Origin of the sequence: Streptomyces sp. NPDC048523 (genome assembly GCF_043199815.1) — a bacterium.
GTDB lineage: Bacteria > Actinomycetota > Actinomycetes > Streptomycetales > Streptomycetaceae > Streptomyces.
This window is the reverse complement of sequence record NZ_JBICWQ010000006.1, coordinates 259,536-276,093: the sequence shown is the minus strand read 5'-3', so window position 1 is coordinate 276,093 and position 16,558 is coordinate 259,536. Positions and strand designations below refer to the sequence as shown.

Genomic DNA, 16,558 nt, shown 5'->3' with positions numbered 1-16,558 from the left:
AGTCGGTATGGACATCCCCGCCCCGGCCCGGTACAGATGCAGTCATGCGTATTTCCGTGACGATCTTCCTCACCGACGAGACCATCACCCCGACCCGGCTCGCCCGTGAGCTGGAGGCGCGGGGCTTCGCCGGGCTGTATCTGCCCGAGCACACCCACATCCCCGTCGAGCGGACCACCCCGTACCCGGCGGGCGGCGATCTGCCGCGCGAGTACGGCCGTACCCTCGACCCCTTCGTCGCGCTCGGCCAGGCCGCCGCCGTCACCGAACGGCTCGGTCTCGGCACCGGCATCACGCTCGTCGCCCAGCACGACCCGATCGACCTCGCCAAGCAGATCGCCACCCTCGACCACCTCTCCGGCGGGCGGTTCACGCTCGGACTCGGCTTCGGCTGGAACGTCGAGGAAGCCGCCGACCACGGCGTCGAGTGGCGTACCCGGCGCGAGCTCGTCCGGGACCGGATGGCGCTCATGCAGGCGCTCTGGGCGGACGAACCGACCGCCTACGAAGGGCAGTTCGGAAGCGTCCGGGCCAGCCACGCCTTCCCCAAGCCCGTCCGGAAGCGGACCCTGGTGGGCGGCGCCGCCGGGCCCAAGCTGTTCTCCCACATCTGCGAGTACGCCGACGGCTGGCTCCCCATCGGCGGCCGCGGGCTGACCGAGTCCCTGCCCGTGCTGCGCACCGCCTGGGCCGACGCGGGCCGCGACCCGGCCGCCCTCCAGGTCGTCCCGTACGCCGTCGTCCCCACCCCCGGCAAGCTCGCCCACTACGCCGAGCTCGGCATCGAGGAGGTCGTGCTGCAGTTGCCTCCGGCGGGGGAGGGCGAGGTGCTCAAGGTGCTTGATGAGTATGCCCGTTATGTCCAGGGTGAGGGTGAGGGTGTGTGACGTCACCCACCTCCGGGCAGCACCGCTGCCCTGATCACACCGCTCGTATGCTCGAAGGATGACGACTTCCGCGGCCTCCGGAACCGGACCCACCGACCGCCCCGGCGGTACCGGCCCCACCGAGAACTCCATGCGTCGCGCTCTCAAACGTGCCCGGGACGGCGTCGCCCTCGACGTCTCCGAGGCCGCGGTGCTGCTCCAGGCCCGCGGTGCGGCCCTGGACGACCTCACCGCCTCCGCCGCCCGCGTCAGGGACGCCGGCCTCGCGCAGGCGGGCCGCCCCGGTGTCATCACGTACTCGAAGAGCGTCTTCATCCCCCTCACCCGGCTGTGCCGGGACAAGTGCCACTACTGCACCTTCGTGACGGTGCCCGGCAAGCTCCGCCGAGCCGGCCACGGCATGTTCATGTCCCCCGACGAGGTCCTGGACGTCGCCCGCAAGGGTGCCGCGCTGGGCTGCAAGGAAGCCCTCATCACCCTCGGCGACAAGCCCGAGGACCGCTGGCCGGAGGCCAGGGAGTGGCTGGACGCGCACGGCTACGACGACACCATCGCCTACGTCCGGGCCATCTCCATCCGCATCCTGGAGGAGACGGGCCTGCTGCCCCACCTCAACCCGGGCGTGCTGTCCTGGACCGACTTCCAGCGGCTGAAGCCCGTCGCGCCGAGCATGGGCATGATGCTGGAGACGACCGCCGAGCGGCTCTGGTCCGAGCCCGGCGGACCGCACCACGGCTCCCCGGACAAGGAGCCCGCCGTACGGCTGCGGGTCCTGGAGGACGCCGGGCGTTCGTCGGTGCCTTTCACGAGCGGCATCCTCCTCGGGATCGGGGAGACGTACGAGGAGCGCGCGGAGTCGCTGTTCGCGCTCCGGCGCACGGCACGGGCGTACCACAGCGTCCAGGAGCTGATCATCCAGAACTTCCGCGCCAAGCCGGACACCGCCATGCGCGGCATGCCGGACGCGGAACTGGACGAACTGGTCGCCGCGGTGGCCGTCGCCCGCCTCATCATGGGCCCGGCCGCCAACATCCAGGCCCCGCCGAACCTCGTCGACAGCGAGTACGAGCGCCTGATCGGGGCGGGGATCGACGACTGGGGCGGGGTCAGCCCGCTCACCATCGACCATGTGAACCCCGAGCGACCGTGGCCGCAGATCGAGGAGCTCACGGAACGCTCGCGCGCCGCCGGCTTCGAGCTGCGGGAACGCCTCTGCGTGTACCCCGAGTTCGTGCAGCGCGGCGAGCCCTGGCTGGACCCGCGGCTGCGGCCGCACGTGGCGGCGCTGGCCGACCCGGAGACGGGCCTCGCCCGCCCCGACGCCCTCCCGCGGGGGCTGCCGTGGCAGGAGCCGGAGGAGGTCTTCGTCCCGTCCGGCCGCACGGACCTGCACGCCACGATCGACACCGAGGGCCGTACGTCCGACCGCCGCGACGACTTCGACGAGGTCTACGGCGACTGGGGCGCCCTGCGCGAGGCGGCCGCCCCCGGCATGGTGCCCGAGCGCATCGACACGGACGTACGGGACGCGCTGCGTACCGCCGCCGACGACCCCACGAAGCTGACCGACGCGGAGGCCCTCGCGCTGCTGCACGCCGACGGGCCCGCCCTGGACGCGCTGACCCAGATCGCCGACGACGTCCGCAAGTCGGTGGTCGGCGACGACGTCACGTACATCGTCACGCGGAACATCAACTTCACCAACGTCTGCTACACGGGCTGCCGTTTCTGCGCGTTCGCCCAGCGGCGCACCGACGCCGACGCCTACACGCTCTCCCTGGACCAGGTGGCCGACCGCGCCGAGCAGGCCTGGGAGGTGGGCGCGGTGGAGGTCTGCATGCAGGGCGGGATCCACCCGGACCTGCCGGGGACGGCGTACTTCGACATCGCGAAGGCGGTGAAGGAGCGGGTCCCCGGCATGCATGTGCACGCCTTCTCCCCGATGGAGGTCGTCAACGGAGCGACCCGCACCGGCATGTCCATCCGCGAGTGGCTGACGACGGCCAAGGAGGCCGGCCTCGACTCCATCCCCGGCACGGCCGCCGAGATCCTCGACGACGAGGTCCGCTGGATCCTGACCAAGGGCAAGCTGCCGACGGCGACCTGGATCGAGGTGATCGAGACCGCGCACGAGGTGGGCCTGCGGTCCTCCTCCACGATGATGTACGGCCACGTGGACCAGCCGCGCCACTGGCTGGGCCACCTGCGCACGCTGGCCGGAATCCAGCAACGCACCGGCGGTTTCACGGAGTTCGTGACGCTCCCCTTCATCCACACCAACGCCCCGGTGTACCTGGCAGGCATCGCCCGCCCCGGCCCGTCCATGCGGGACAACCGGGCGGTCACGGCGATGGCACGCCTCCTGCTCCACCCCTGGGTGCCCAACATCCAGACCAGCTGGGTCAAGCTGGGTACGGAAGGCGCGGCGGAGATGCTCCGCTCGGGGGCGAACGACCTGGGCGGCACGCTGATGGAGGAGACGATCTCGCGGATGGCGGGCTCGTCGTACGGCTCGTACAAGTCGGTGAAGGACCTGATCGCGGTGGCGGAGGCGGCGGGCCGTCCCGCACGGCCGCGCACCACGCTGTACGGGGAGGTGTCGGAGGAACGGCAGAAGGCGGCGCAGGTCTCCGACGGGCATCTGCCGGAGCTGCTGCCGGTGCTGGACTGAGTGAGGCGGAAGGACTGAGTGAGGCGGAAGGTGTCTCGGCGGGGGCCGGTACGATGATCCGACCCCCGTTCGACGGGGATCCTTAGCCGAGGAGATGCGTGCCGTGCCAGCCCCGAAGGTCTGGGTGACGGGTCTGACCGTGGGGGCGATCGCCGCCGTCGTCGCCCTGGCCGTACAGGCCGACAAGGGAACGAAGCCGAGCCTGGCCGCCACCGCCCGGCCGAGCGTGTCGGCCTCCCCGAGCGCGTCCGCGCGTTCCGAGCCGTCGGCGACCGCGGTCCCGGACGCCTCCGGGACCGGCCGCCGGATCGTCTACTCGCTCGCCGACAAGCGGGTCTGGCTGATCGACGCGAGCGAATCGGCCCGGCGGACCTTCGGCGTCTGGCCGGGCACGGTGAACCCGGCCCCCGGCACCTACTCGGTCTCGCTGCGCCGGGGAGATCCGACGACCGGGTCCGACGGCGTGAAGATCGAGCACATCGTGTACTTCACCGCCGTGGACGGCGTGAACGTCGCCTTCTCCAACGCGGTGGACGGCTCCTCGCCCCCGCCCGCGAACGGCGCCCGGACCGGCGGCATCCGCATGAAGGCGGCGGACGGGTCGGCACTGTGGACGTTCGGCGAGACGGGGACGAAGGTCGTGGTCGTCAACTAGTGCTGCGTGCCGCTACGGTCCGGCAGATTGACCACCAGCAGCACGAGTCCGCTCAGCACGAACACCCGCAGCGCCGCGTCCAGCCCGTTCCAGGTCTCCGACTGCCACATGGAGAACCACTCCCCGCCGATCGCGATGAACCCGGCGCCGAACAGCAGCATGAGCATGAGCAGACCGTAGGTGGAGAAGCGCCGGGCCCGCGGATCGTCCCCGCGCACCCACAGCCACGTGCCGTAGATCAGCACGAGCGCGGCCAGCGTCTCCCAGATGATGATGGCGACGTACGCCGTGTTCTGAAGTCCCTTGCTGGTGATGGCTCTCCACATCAGATCGTCGTCCTTGAACGTCGTATCCATCGCGAGAACATGCTGCACGAACGCCTGGTTGGTCCCGAAGTCCGTGATGTTCCCGAACGCCACGAGCGCTATGTACAGCGCGACGGTGGCGGTGAGGAGGGTGGCGGAGAGGTGGAGTGCGCTGCGTGTGGTGCGTGGGGGTGTCGATGCCATGGGGGTCATCTTCCCTGTGCGGGGCGGCGTGATCCAGATCGGTTGCGCCAGAATGAGAGACGGACGGGTCGCGACGAGGGGACGGACGCATGGCGCAGGCGGAGCCGTCGGCGCAGGAGCTGATCCTGCGGCGCACACGGGCCGGATTCGTGGGCCGCGAGACCGAACGGGCCGCGTTCCTGCGGAACTTCGACCTTCCGGCCACCGACGCCCGGCACCGCTTCCGGTTCCATGTCCACGGCAGCGCGGGCATCGGAAAGACCTCCCTGGTCCAGGAGTTGGCGCAGCTCGCCCGTGAACGCGGAGCACTCACGGCCTACGCCGACGACAGCGTCGGCAGCGTGCCGGAGGCGATGGAGACCCTGTGCCGTGAATTCTCCGAGCAGGGGCGGCGGTTGAAGGACCTGGAGCGGCGCCTCGCGACCTGGCGGGAGCGGCGGCGCGAGGCGGAGGCGGCCATGCTCGCCGCGCTCGCACCCGAGTCCTCGCCGGAGCCGGCGTCGGCCGGGAGCAGGATGGCGGTGGACGTCGGCCTGGGCGCACTGGAGGCCGCCCTGCCGGGCGCCGGCCTGGTCACCCGGGCCCTTCCCGCCGACCGGCTCGCCCAGGGGGCCGACCGGCTGCGGGCCGGCCTCGGCGCCCGGTTCCGCAACCTCGACGACGTCGACCTGGTCCTCACCCCGGAGCGGGTCCTCACCCCGGTGCTGCTCGGCGAACTGAGGGCCGCCGCCTCCGCCGTACCGTGGATCGTCCTGTTCTTCGACACGTACGAGCGGACCGGCCCCTTCCTCGATCCATGGCTGTACGACGTCCTCACCAAGCCCCGCGAGCACGGCCGGCTGCCCGCCGCCGTCGTCGTGGTCACCGCGGGTCAGCGCCCCCTGGACAGCACCCGCTGGGGCGGCCTGGACTCGGTGGCTGAGGTGCCGCTCGCTCCCTTCACCGAGGCCGAGTCCCGCCGTCTGCTTGCGGCGCGGGGCGTCGTTGCCGAACCGGTCGTCGAGGAGGTGCTGCGGCTGACGGGCGGGCTCCCGGTCCTCGTGTCGACGCTCGCGGCCAGACGCCCCGAAGGCCTGGACGACGTGATCGACCCGAGCACGACCGCGGTCGAGCGGTTCCTCAAGCCGGAACCGGAGGCCCGCCGGAAGGTCGCCAGGGCCTGCGCGCTGCCGAGACGGCTGGACGCAGACGTCTTCCGGGTACTCGTCGCCTCCCCCGAGGACGAACTCGACGCTGAGTACGCCTGGTTGACCGGGCTGCCGTTCGTCGCACAGCGCGGGGACCGGCTCCAGTACCACGACGTCGTACGCGCGCAGATGCTCCGGCTGGAGCGGCGCCGGTCCCGGACCGAGTGGACGACCCGGCACCGGCGGCTCGCCGAGGCGTTCGCCGAGTGGCGTGAGGACACCGGATTCGGCCGCAGCGCCGAGGAGTTGTGGGCCGACGAGGAATGGTGCGAGCTGCGCCTGGAGGAGATGTACCACCTGTTGTGCGCCCGCCCGCCCGCGGCGCTCGCCGAGGCGCTGCGCGGATTCGTCGTGGCCTGCCGCGAGGACGAGGTCGTCGCCCGACGCTGGGCACGGATGCTGGAGGAGGCGGGCGACGCGGCGGACCACGCCGTACTCCGCGAGTGGGGACGGTCGTTGGCCGCGGCGCTCGCGGACGAGGAGGGCGGGGTGACCAGGGCGACAGACCTGCTCCTGGCCCGCCCCGGTCTCGACCCGGTCGGCCGGGCGGAGGCGCACGTGCTGCGCGGCAGGGACCTGCGCAACCGCCAGGAGTACGCGCAGGCCCTGGAGGAGTACGACCGTGCGGTGGAACTGGACCCGCTCCAACCGCGGGCCCACTACGGCCGGGGCCTCACCCACCAGCTCCTGGAGGACTACCCGGCGGCCCTGGCCGCCCTCGACCGGGCCGTCGAACTGGCCCCCGACACCGGGTGGATCCTCGCCGAGCGGGCCGAGACCTACCGTCTGGCGTCCCGGCTCGACGAGGCGGACGCCGACTTCAGCCGTGCCGTCGCCCTCGACCCCACCGACGACATCGCCCTGACCGGGCGGGCGGTGTGCCGGCACACCCTGGGCCGGCTCGACGAGGCACTCGCCGACTTCAACCGTGCGCTGAGCATCGACCCCGAGTACCTGTGGGCGCTGGTGCGCAGGTCCCGGCTGCACCGCGCACGCGGCGACCTGGACAAGGCGTTCGCCGACCTGGACCGGGCGGCCGCGCTCGCGCCCGAGGTGGCCTGGGTCGCGTCGGAACGCGGCGACGCGTACCGGCTCGCCGGGCGGTACGAGGAGGCGGTGGCGGAACTGGGGCGCGCGGTGACCCTGGAGCCGGGCTACGCGTCGGCACTGGCGAGCCGCGCCCAGGCGCTGTACGAACTCGGCCGGTACGAGGCCGCGTTGGCCGACTTCGACCGGGCCGTCGGGCTGATCCCCGATTACGCCTGGGCGCTGGTGATGAGATCCCGGGTGCGGCGCCGACTGGACGACCGGGACGGCATGTTGGAGGACCTGCGGCGAGCGGCGGGAACGGAGCCCGGCGCCCACTGGATCCAGGCCGAGCTGGGCTCGGCGTACCGGATCGCGGGCCGGCCCGACGAAGCGGTGGCCGTCTTCCACGCCCTCCTGGCACAGGACCCGGCCCACGAGACCGCCCTGGCCGGTCTGGGAGCGATTCACCACGCCCGCAAGTCCTACGAGGAGGCCCTGCACCAGCTGGACCGCGCCCTGGCGGCCGACCCGGAGTACGCGTGGGCCTACGGCCTGCGGGGCCGGGTGTGCCTGGCGATCGGCCGCACGGAACAGGCTCTGTCCGACCTGGACCGCTGCGTGGGGCTGGACGCCGAGGCGACGTGGGAGCGGGGCGCGGCGATCGAACTGCTGATGTGGTGCGGGAGATGGGAGGAGGCGAGGGAGCGGCTGGCGTCGACCCACTCCGCGGAGGCGGACGACGTACGGGCGGAACTCCACCGTCACAACGGCGAGTGGGCGCAGGCCCGCGCTCTCGCCGAGCACCTGCGCACCACCGACCCCCTCGCCGGCACCTTCCAACTGGCCATGACGGTCCACCGCTCCGAAGGCCCGGCCGCCGCCGAACGCCTGTGGCGCGACCTCGCCCACCTGGTCGAGCAGGACCCCGAGACCACCCCGATGATGCGAGCCCAGGCCCACTGCTTCCTGGGCTGCGCCCTGTCCGACGGCCCGGCGGCGGACCGGGGCCTGTCCGAACTCCTCGCCCTCACCCCGGAATGGGACGACCTGGCGACCCTGGCCGCCATCCTCACCGAACTACTGACAGCCCCCGACGGGGACCGTCACCACGTCCACGCCTGCCTGACAGCGGTGACCGAGGCGAGGGACGCGATACGGGCTCGCTATGCGGGGTGATCGGTTCCGGACGACTCGCCGAGCGCGTGAACGAGACGATTGACCACTTCATCGACTGTGAAGTCCCATCCGGTCAGACGCTGCCCGCTCCAGTTGATCCCGACCCGGAAGTCATCCTTGGCGAGATCCGGCAAAGCCGCGCTTCGCCAATGATCCAGCGGCATCGAAACAGCTCGAAATCGGGGACCCCACAGCTGAGCGGCGCGCTGCGCCCGGGTCTCCGATGACCAATAGGGGAAAGCCGGTTGCCCAGAACGTGAGACCGGGGTCGGACTGCCGTCGCCGTCTCGTACCCACCAAACGGTGTGAGTCCGAGCGATCTCACGGAAGAAGGCCGCTGTCCGGGCCCCGCTTGTGCTCACCAGAATCCTCCCAGATCTCGGATGCCGACCGGCGTCACGCCGACCGACCCCCGCCCCCGTCCCTGGCGTCATAGGCCCGCCGAGCCTCCTCCACCCTCTCCAGGTTCGGTGACCACTGCGCCAGCGTCGCGAACAACGGGGCCAGGCTGCGGCCCAGTTCGGTGATCTCGTACTCCACGCGGGGCGGGACCTCCGCGTGGTACGTGCGGTGGACCAGGCCGTCGCGCTCCAGTTGGCGCAGACGCTGGGTCAGGACCTTGGGGGTGATGGTGGCGATCCGGCGCTCCACTTCCACGAAGCGCTGACGGCCGTACTCGTGGAGGGCCCAGAGGATCGGTGTCGTCCAGCGGCTGAAGACGATGTCGACCACGGGGGCGATGGGACAGGCGTTCTCCGGGGGGACATCGGTCCTGGTCCTGCGGGCGTGCGCTGTGGTCTGCGTCACATCAACCCTCTCCGTCCATTACTTTCCTCTAGGTACCTACTGGCATCCCGATAGTAGCTTCGCCGTGTGTCCACAGGAATCAGTCCAGGGACCTCGGAAAAGGGGAGCAACATGATCGTGGTGACCGGTGCTACGGGGAACGTCGGGCGGCCCCTCGTGAAGGAACTCCTCGCGGCGGGGGAGCGGGTGACGGCCGTCTCGCGGCAAAGTCCCCGGGAAAGTCCGGCGGGGGTACGGCATCACCAGGCCGACCTCGTCGCACCCCGGACCCTCAAACCCGCCCTCGACGGGGCCGAGGCGCTCTTCCTGCTGACCTCCGGCGACTTCATGGCGCAGGGCGGCAACCTCGGCGACGTGCTCGACGTCGTCCGGGCCGGTGGTGTCCGGCGGGTCGTGCTGCTGTCCTCGCAGGGCGTCGCCACCGGCGACCATCCCTCCGAACTGGAGGACGCCGTAAGGCGGTCGGGGCTCGGATGGACCATGCTGCGGCCCGGCGGGTTCCACTCCAACACCCTCCAGTGGGCCGAAGCTGTGCGGGAAGAGCGGACCGTGGCGGCACCGTTCGGGGACGTCGCGCTGCCAACCGTCGATCCGGAGGACATCGCGCAGGTCGCCGCCGTGGCACTGCGGGATCCCGGACATGCCGGGCGCGTCCACGAGCTGACCGGGCCCGCCCCGATCACCCCCCGGCAGCAGACCGCCGCGATCGGGGACGCGCTCGGCGAGCCGGTGCGGTTCGTCGAGCAGACCCGGGACGAGGCCAGGGCCGAGATGGTGCGGTTCATGCCGGAGCCGGTCGCGGACGCCACCCTCGACATCCTCGGCAACCCGTCACCCGGCCTGCGCCGGGTCAGCCCGGACGTCGAGCGGGTCCTCGGTCGCCCGCCCCGCGCCTTCGCCGACTGGGCGGCCCGCAACGCCTCCCTCTTCCGGTGACCTGCGGTTTCCGGGCGATAGCCGTACTTCGAGGACCAACCGGGTCGCACCCCGCATACCTCCACGCCCCCTGAACCTCCCACCGCCCGTCGATTACAGTGCAGGGCGTCGTACATACGGACGGTCGCCATGGGAGGTCTTGGTGGGTGCGACAACCGGGGCCGTCGTCTGGGGGCGTGCCGAGCAGCAGGACTTCCGGAGCCGGGTGCGCGGGACGCTCCTCGGGGTGGCCGTGGGTGACGCGCTGGGCGCGCCGGTCGACGGGCTCGGACTGGACGAGATCCGGGAGGCGTACGGCGCCGAGGGGCTCGTGGACCTCGGGTTCGGATACGGCCGACGCGGCGCCGTCACTCATCTCACCCAGCTCAGCCTCTTCACCGTGGACGGGCTCATACGGGCCCAGGTCCGACGGGACACCGGCGCCTGGCATCCGCCCACCGACCTGCACCGGGCGTACCTGCGCTGGGCCGCCACCCAGCGCGACTGGGGGCCCGACGAACGGCGCAAGGAGGACGGCTGGCTGGCCCGGGAGGAGTGGCTGTACGCCCGCCGCGACCCGACCCGGTCCCTGCTCGTCGGGTTCGGCGACGAGACCATGGGGACGCTGGAGTCGCCCAAGAACCCGAACGAACTCGGGCCCGAGGCCACGGCCCGTTCCGCGCCCTTCGGGCTCCTCGTCGGATGGGAGCCGCAGCTCGTCGTACAGCTGGCCGTCGAGTGTGCCGCGCAGACCCACGGGCACCCCGTCGCCTATCTGTCGGCGGGCGCCTACGCCGTGATCGTGCACGCGCTGGCCCTCGGCGACAGCCTGGACGGGGCGGTGCAGCGGGCGCTCGCGCTGCTGGCCGCGCGGCCCGGGCACGAGCCCGTGTCGGACGCGCTCCAGCACGCGCTCGGGGCCGTACGGCAGGGCATGCCCACCCCGGCCCGGGTGGAGGAACTCGCCGCCGACGGTTCGGCGGACGGGCTGCTGTCCGCCGCCGTGTACTGCGCGCTGGTCGGGGAGGACGTACGGCACGGCCTGTGCCTCGCCGTGAACCACGACGGGCCCTCCGCCGCGGCCGGCGCGCTCACCGGCGGTCTGCTGGGTGCCCTGCACGGGGAGACGGCCCTCCCGCCGGCCTGGCTGGCCGAACTGGAGGGCCGCCCCACCCTGCTGGAACTCGCCGACGACTTCGCCATGGAGATGACCCAGGGGCCCGCGCTGCACGGTCCCGCGGGGGCGTCCCCGGGGTGGCTGGCGCGCTACCCGCGGGGGTGAGACCCGCTGCGGCGGTGCCTGGCCCGCGACCAGGAGCAGGGCGCGGGCGGCAACACTCGGCCTTCAGGAGGCCGAGGTCAGTCCTTCACCGGTGTACGGTCCGCCGGACCCACCGGAGCCGGGATCGCCACGGCCGCCGCCCCGTCGTCGTCCGTGTTGATCTTCTCGATGATCGCGAGGCGCTCCGGGGTGTCCTCGGGCTTGATGAACCCGATGGCGATGTAGAGGACCAGGGAGACGGCCAGCGGGATCGAGACCTGGTACTGGAGCGGGACACCGCCGTCGACGTTCCAGTTGATCGGGTAGTTGACCAGCCAGAAGGTGAGCAGGCCCATCGACCAGCTGGTGAGCGCGGCCGTCGGGCCGGAGCGGCGGAACGGGCGCAGCAGGCCGAGCATCATCGGGATGGCCATCGGGCCCATGAGGCCGGCCACCCACTTGATCACGACGGTGATGATGTCCTTGAACGCGGGGGAGTTGACCTGGGTCGCCGCCGCCATCGACAGGCCGAGGAAGACGACCGTCGTGATGCGCGCGACCCTGAGCCCCTGCCCCTGGCTCCAGCTGCGCGCCCTGCGCCACACCACCGGTGCGCAGTCCCGGGTGAAGACGGCCGCGATGGCGTTGGCGTCGGAGGAGCACATGGCCATGGTGTGCGAGAAGAACCCGACGATGACGAGGCCCAACAGACCGTGCGGCAGGAGCTGTTCGGTCATCAGGCCGTAGGAGTCGGAGCCGTCCGGCTTCTGCGACTGGACCAGCAGCGGTGACATCCACATGGGGAAGAACAGGACGACCGGCCACACCAGCCACAGGATCGCCGACAGCCGCGCCGAGCGCTCGGCCTGGTGCGCGTTGGCCGTGGCCATGTAGCGCTGGGCCTGGTTGAGCATGCCGCCGTTGTACTCGAAGAGCTTGATGAAGAGGAAGGCGAGCAGGAAGACCGTGCCGTACGGCCCCACCAGCGGCTTTCCGTGGCCCTGGAGCGCCGGCTCGTCCCAGGCGCCGAAGAAGCCGATGCCCTTGTCATTGAGCTTGAGGACGACGGCGATGAACATGGCGACGCCGGCGAGGAGCTGGATGACGAACTGGCCCAGCTCCGTGAGCGCGTCGGCCCACAGGCCGCCGATCGTGCAGTAGACGGCCGTGATGGCGCCGGTGATCAGGATGCCCTGGTTGAGCGAGATCCCGGTGAACACCGACAACAGGGTCGCGATCGCGGCCCACTTGGCGCCCACGTCCACGATCTTCAGCAGCATGCCCGACCAGGCCAGCGCCTGCTGGGTCTTCAGGTCGTAACGGTTCTTCAGATACTCCAGCGGGGAAGCCACATGGAGTCGTGAACGCAGCCGGTTGATGCGCGGCGCGAACAGCTTGGAGCCGATCGCGATGCCGAGGGCGATGGGGAAGGACCAGGTGATGAAGGAGGTGACGCCGTAGGTGTAGGCGATGCCCGCGTACCCGGTGAACATCACCGCGCTGTAGCCCGACATGTGGTGCGAGATGCCCGACAGCCACCACGGCATCTTGCCGCCGGCGGTGAAGAAGTCGCTGACGTCGTCGACACGTTTGTGCGACCAGACGCCGATGGCGACCATCACGCCGAAATAGCCGATGAGCACGGCCCAGTCGAGACCGTTCATATGCGCCCTCCCACGGATCAGCCCGGCGCTCATCGTGGGTGCCACCACGTGGACACGACAAGCTGGCGTCGGGTCAAAGGGAGGTAAAGATATTCGAGCTGATGGCCTGCGTTCACCTACATGAACTCATCGCATCAGCTCCCCGGCGTTGACCAGCAACGACTGTCCGGTGATCGCCCGCGCCCGGTCCGAGGTCAGGAACACCGTCGCGTCCGCCACGTCCCCGTCCGTCGCGAGGTCGGGCAGCGCCATCCGGTCGGTGAGCCGCTTCAGCACGTCGGCCTCCGGCACCTTCTCGGTGTGCGCCGTGAACTGCACGTACGCCTGCACCGGCGGCCCCCACATCCAGCCCGGCAGTACGGTGTTGACCCGGATCCGGTATGGCCCGAGCTCCCGCGCCAGCGAGTACATCGCGCTGGTCAGCGCCCCCTTCGAGGCGGCGTACGCGGCCTGCCGCACCTGCGAGGGGGCGGCCACGGCCGACTGCGTCCCGACGAACACGACCGACCCGCCGCCCGCCGCCTTCAGTCCCGCCAGGCACGCCCGGGTCATCCGCAGCGACCCGAGCAGATTCACATCGATGACCGACTGCCAGGTCGCGAAGTCCGCGTCCTCGAGCCCGCCGAAGTAGCTGTCCCACGCGGCCACCTGCACCACCGCGTCCAGCCGCTCGAACCGCTCCAGCGCCAACTCCGCGAGTGCCGTGCACTGTTGCTCGTCGGTGATGTCCGTCGACCGGTACGCCGTGTGCGCCCCGTCCGGATCGATCTCCGCGGCGCTCTTGGCGAGGTTCGCCTCGGTCCGCGCACCCAGCACGGCGTTCCCGCCGTCCCGCACGACGGCCGCCGCGATCTGATGACCCAGCCCGGCACCGACTCCCGACACCACGACGGTCTTCCCGGAGAGAAGTGACATACCGGCGGCCTCCCTGCTTCCTGCCTGGGTTCTGGCTCTGGCGCATTATCTGACGGGGCGTCAGAGTATGGGCGAGCGCTGGAGGAGGGAAGGTCCCATGTCAGAAGAGACCGTGTCAGAAGAGACCCACAGCGAGACGTACGCCGAACTGGCCGCCACAGGACCCTACGGAGTCCGCCCCGGCCACGCGCTGATCACCATGGTCGAACCGCATCCCGGCCATGAGTACGCCTACAACCGCTGGTACGAGGACGACCACTACTACGCCGGCGCGATGGCCATGCCCTGGATGTTCGCGGGCCGCCGCTGGGTGGCCACCCGGGACCTCCAGCTCCTGCGCGTCCCGGAGAAGTCGGCGGTCGCCCAGCCGGTGACGGCGGGCTGCTACCTCTCCACCTACTGGGTCACCGACGGCCGCTACGACGACCACATGAAGTGGACGGTGGCCATCAACAAACGCCTCAACCGCGACGCCCGCGTCTGCCACGACCGCACCCACGTCTTCACCGCGTTCCAGGACCACGAGTCCACGGTCTACCGCGACGGGACGGCGGGCCCGAGGGACTTCCACGCCCTGGACCACCCGTACGCCGGGCTGGTGCTGGAGGTCATCGACGCCGAATCCCCGGAGCGGCGACCGGAGTTGCTGGAGTGGCTGGTCTCGCGGCACCTGCCCGGGCGCCTGGCGGACTCCCCGGCGGCCATGGTGACGATCTTCCGCCCGACCCCCCTCCCCGGCGACCGCATGACGTACGTGAAGCAGGTGGAGGGCGTGGACACACGGCTCACGCTGCTGTGGTTCCTGGAGACGGACCCGAGGGAGTGCTGGGAGCAGTACTTCACGGACCTGGAGCAACCGCCCATGGGCAGGGTGGAGCTGCTCGCGCCGTTCGTCCCGACGGTTCCGGGCACGGACACCTACGTGGACCGGCTGCGCTGACCTGGCCGTACGCCTACTTCCACTCGTCCGGACAAGGCGTACCCCGCGGCACGGTGTAGGGCGCGGCCAGCCGGTACGTCCCCGCCTTCGGCGCCAGCAGCATCGTCCACTTGTCCCCGTCCGCGTCCTCCGGCGTCTCCATCAGACACCCGTTGACGTTGTCGAACGTCTTCGGCTCCCCGTCGCCCCGCTCCTTCGACGCGTCCGTCTCCTGCGGGGCCTGCAGCTTCTTGCCCTCAGCGTCGACGATCGACAGCCACGGCGAGTACGGGATCCGGATCAGAATCCGCCCGGCCTTCTTCACCCGCATGGTCATCTCGCCCTGCGCGGCCCGGTCGACGACCGTGTTCGGGGAGGCCAGTGGTGCCGGGTCGGTCACCTGGAACAGCTGCCAGTTCGCGTCGCCCCAGATCTGCTTCAGATACGGCATCCCGCGCTGAACCAGCTCCCGCTCCCGCTCGCCCCCGTCCCCGTCCGGCTCGTCCTTCGGCACGACCACGAAGTGCACGGCCCAGCGCTGGAGCCACTCGTGGTAGTTCGCGGAGTTCAGGGTGTCGTCGTAGAAGAGCGGGTTGCGCTCCATGTCGGCCTGCCGGTTCCAGCCCCGGGCCAGGTTGACGTACGGCGCGAGCGCGGACGCCTCGCGGTGGGAGGCGGCCGGTACGACCTCGACGCGGCCCTTCTCGGCGCCGACCTCCTGGAGCTCGTTGACGAGGGGCGCCAGCTCGCGTGCCCAGGACGCCGTGGGGGTCGTGTGGACGACGTCGTCGACCGACTTGAAGCCGATCCAGACGGTGAAGCCGGCGAAGGCGACGACGACGGCGTACCACTTGCGGGAGCGCGGCACCGTGAACGGCAGCGCGGCCGCCAGGGCCACCCCCGCGAACAGCATCGGCAGCCGCGAGATGTTGGAGCCGATCTGGGAGCTGACCAGCCAGACCAGGACGACCGACAGGCTGTAGACCCCGGCGGTGATCCGGACCGTCGTCCACTCGCGCGGGACGAGGAAGTAGACCAGGAGGCCGTACGCCAGCGGCAGCAGCACCGAGGCGATCTTCATCGGCTGGGTGCCGGCGAACGGGAAGAGCCAGGCGGACAGGGCCACGACGACCGTGGGGGCGAGGCCGAGCGCCCAGGCGCCGGGACGCCGTTTCTCCAGGAAGAGGGCGACCGCCACCAGGCCCACGAACAGACCGGCCACGGGCGAGGCCATGGTGGCGAGGGCGGCGAGCGGGGCCGCGCAGGCGGCCTTGGCCCAGCGTTTGTAGCGCCAGCGGTGCGGCCAGCAGAAGACGACGGCGACCGCGCCGAGCGCGAAGACCGTGCCGAGACCGAAGGTCACCCGGCCCGAGGCCGCGTTGCACAGGAAGGCGTACACACCCGCCAGCGAGGCCCACAGCGGGTTCTTCACCGACCGGCTGCGGATGAGGATCAGCGTCAGCAGCCCGGCCGAGACGGTCCCGGCCAGCATCATCGTCGTACGGACGCCGAGCACCGACATCAGATACGGCGAGACGATGCTGTACGACACCGGGTGCATGCCGCCGTACCAGGCCAGGTTGTACGCGGAGTCCGGGTGCCGGCCGACGAACTCGGCCCAGGCGTCCTGTGCCGCAAGGTCGCCGCCACTGTTCGCGAACGTGAAGAACCAGACGATGTGGAGGACGCCGGAGAGCGCGGTCATGGAGAGGACGGGGTGACGAAGCAGCCGCTCGCGCAGCGCGAGGAGGGCGGTCCGGGTTCTGGTCCTCCCGGGGTCCTGGAGATCCTGGTGGGGGTCCTTGGGGTCCTTGGGGTCCTTGGGGTCCTCGGGAGGGCCGCCGTTCCCGGTCTCAGGTTCCGCGGGCACACCTATTCGCGGGCCGGTTCCCGGGCCCGGGTCGGTGTCGTCGGCGCGTGTCGGCTCCGCAGTGGCCACCTGAAGGCACTCCCCGTGGTGTCC

At 71.1% G+C, this 16,558-nt stretch carries 13 protein-coding genes; 7 read left to right on the top strand and 6 right to left on the bottom strand.

Annotated elements, in window-relative coordinates; genetic code table 11:
* The first annotated feature begins 44 nt into the window (after positions 1-44).
* From ACGFWE_RS30505 to ACGFWE_RS30495, 3 genes are all read left to right on the top strand, one after another.
* A complete protein-coding gene (locus ACGFWE_RS30505) occupies positions 45-887 on the top strand; it encodes an LLM class F420-dependent oxidoreductase (protein ID WP_393603058.1) in 843 nt (280 codons plus the stop codon).
* 58 nt (positions 888-945) lie between these two features.
* Entirely contained in the window at positions 946-3,558 is a 2,613-nt protein-coding gene (locus ACGFWE_RS30500) for a bifunctional FO biosynthesis protein CofGH (RefSeq protein ID WP_393603056.1), read from the top strand.
* Positions 3,559-3,652: 94 nt separating this feature from the next.
* On the top strand, positions 3,653-4,213 hold the full coding sequence (locus tag ACGFWE_RS30495; protein WP_393603054.1) for a hypothetical protein: 561 nt from the start codon (positions 3,653-3,655) through the stop codon (positions 4,211-4,213).
* On the opposite strand, the gene ACGFWE_RS30490 is transcribed toward ACGFWE_RS30495, so the two are convergent.
* Positions 4,210-4,722: a DUF2165 domain-containing protein gene (locus tag ACGFWE_RS30490; RefSeq protein ID WP_393603052.1), complete on the bottom strand. Its 513-nt coding sequence runs from the start codon at positions 4,720-4,722 to the stop codon at positions 4,210-4,212. The two genes, ACGFWE_RS30495 and ACGFWE_RS30490, sit on opposite strands and share 4 nt — an antisense overlap.
* Before the next feature lie 89 nt (positions 4,723-4,811).
* On the opposite strand from ACGFWE_RS30490, the gene ACGFWE_RS30485 reads away from it, so the two are divergent.
* The gene (locus tag ACGFWE_RS30485; protein WP_393603050.1) at positions 4,812-8,114 is read left to right on the top strand and encodes a tetratricopeptide repeat protein; all 3,303 of its coding nucleotides are present in this window, start codon (positions 4,812-4,814) and stop codon (positions 8,112-8,114) included.
* On the opposite strand, the gene ACGFWE_RS30480 is transcribed toward ACGFWE_RS30485, so the two are convergent.
* Positions 8,102-8,548: a DUF2750 domain-containing protein gene (locus tag ACGFWE_RS30480; RefSeq protein ID WP_393603048.1), complete on the bottom strand. Its 447-nt coding sequence runs from the start codon at positions 8,546-8,548 to the stop codon at positions 8,102-8,104. The two genes, ACGFWE_RS30485 and ACGFWE_RS30480, sit on opposite strands and share 13 nt — an antisense overlap.
* Positions 8,511-8,921, bottom strand: coding sequence for a helix-turn-helix domain-containing protein (locus ACGFWE_RS30475; RefSeq protein ID WP_352388510.1), 411 nt, complete (start codon positions 8,919-8,921; stop codon positions 8,511-8,513). The genes ACGFWE_RS30480 and ACGFWE_RS30475 overlap by 38 nt, the downstream gene beginning before the upstream one ends.
* 111 nt (positions 8,922-9,032) lie before the next feature.
* Here ACGFWE_RS30475 and ACGFWE_RS30470 point away from each other — a divergent pair, with 111 nt between their 5' ends.
* Together ACGFWE_RS30470 and ACGFWE_RS30465 are read left to right on the top strand one after the other, a co-directional pair.
* Positions 9,033-9,857, top strand: a complete 825-nt coding sequence (locus tag ACGFWE_RS30470) for an NAD(P)H-binding protein (protein ID WP_393603046.1) — start codon at positions 9,033-9,035, stop codon at positions 9,855-9,857.
* 142 nt (positions 9,858-9,999) lie between these two features.
* Positions 10,000-11,118, top strand: coding sequence for an ADP-ribosylglycohydrolase family protein (locus tag ACGFWE_RS30465; RefSeq protein ID WP_352388506.1), 1,119 nt, complete (start codon positions 10,000-10,002; stop codon positions 11,116-11,118).
* Positions 11,119-11,195: 77 nt separating this feature from the next.
* Here ACGFWE_RS30465 and ACGFWE_RS30460 read toward each other — a convergent pair whose 3' ends face one another.
* Together ACGFWE_RS30460 and ACGFWE_RS30455 are read right to left on the bottom strand one after the other, a co-directional pair.
* Positions 11,196-12,761 (bottom strand): sodium:solute symporter family protein, encoded by a 1,566-nt coding sequence (locus tag ACGFWE_RS30460; RefSeq protein ID WP_352388504.1) that lies wholly within the window; start codon positions 12,759-12,761, stop codon positions 11,196-11,198.
* A 126-nt stretch (positions 12,762-12,887) separates the two neighbouring features.
* Positions 12,888-13,676 carry an SDR family oxidoreductase gene (locus ACGFWE_RS30455; protein WP_393603044.1) on the bottom strand — a complete coding sequence of 263 codons (789 nt, stop codon included), beginning with the start codon at positions 13,674-13,676 and terminating at the stop codon, positions 12,888-12,890.
* A gap of 97 nt (positions 13,677-13,773) precedes the next feature.
* Between ACGFWE_RS30455 and ACGFWE_RS30450 the strand changes: the two genes are divergently transcribed.
* Positions 13,774-14,616 (top strand): hypothetical protein, encoded by an 843-nt coding sequence (locus ACGFWE_RS30450; protein WP_352388500.1) that lies wholly within the window; start codon positions 13,774-13,776, stop codon positions 14,614-14,616.
* Positions 14,617-14,629: 13 nt separating this feature from the next.
* Here the strand turns inward: ACGFWE_RS30450 and ACGFWE_RS30445 are convergent, their stop codons facing one another.
* Positions 14,630-16,534, bottom strand: a complete 1,905-nt coding sequence (locus tag ACGFWE_RS30445) for an MFS transporter (RefSeq protein WP_352388498.1) — start codon at positions 16,532-16,534, stop codon at positions 14,630-14,632.
* Positions 16,535-16,558: the final 24 nt, after the last annotated feature.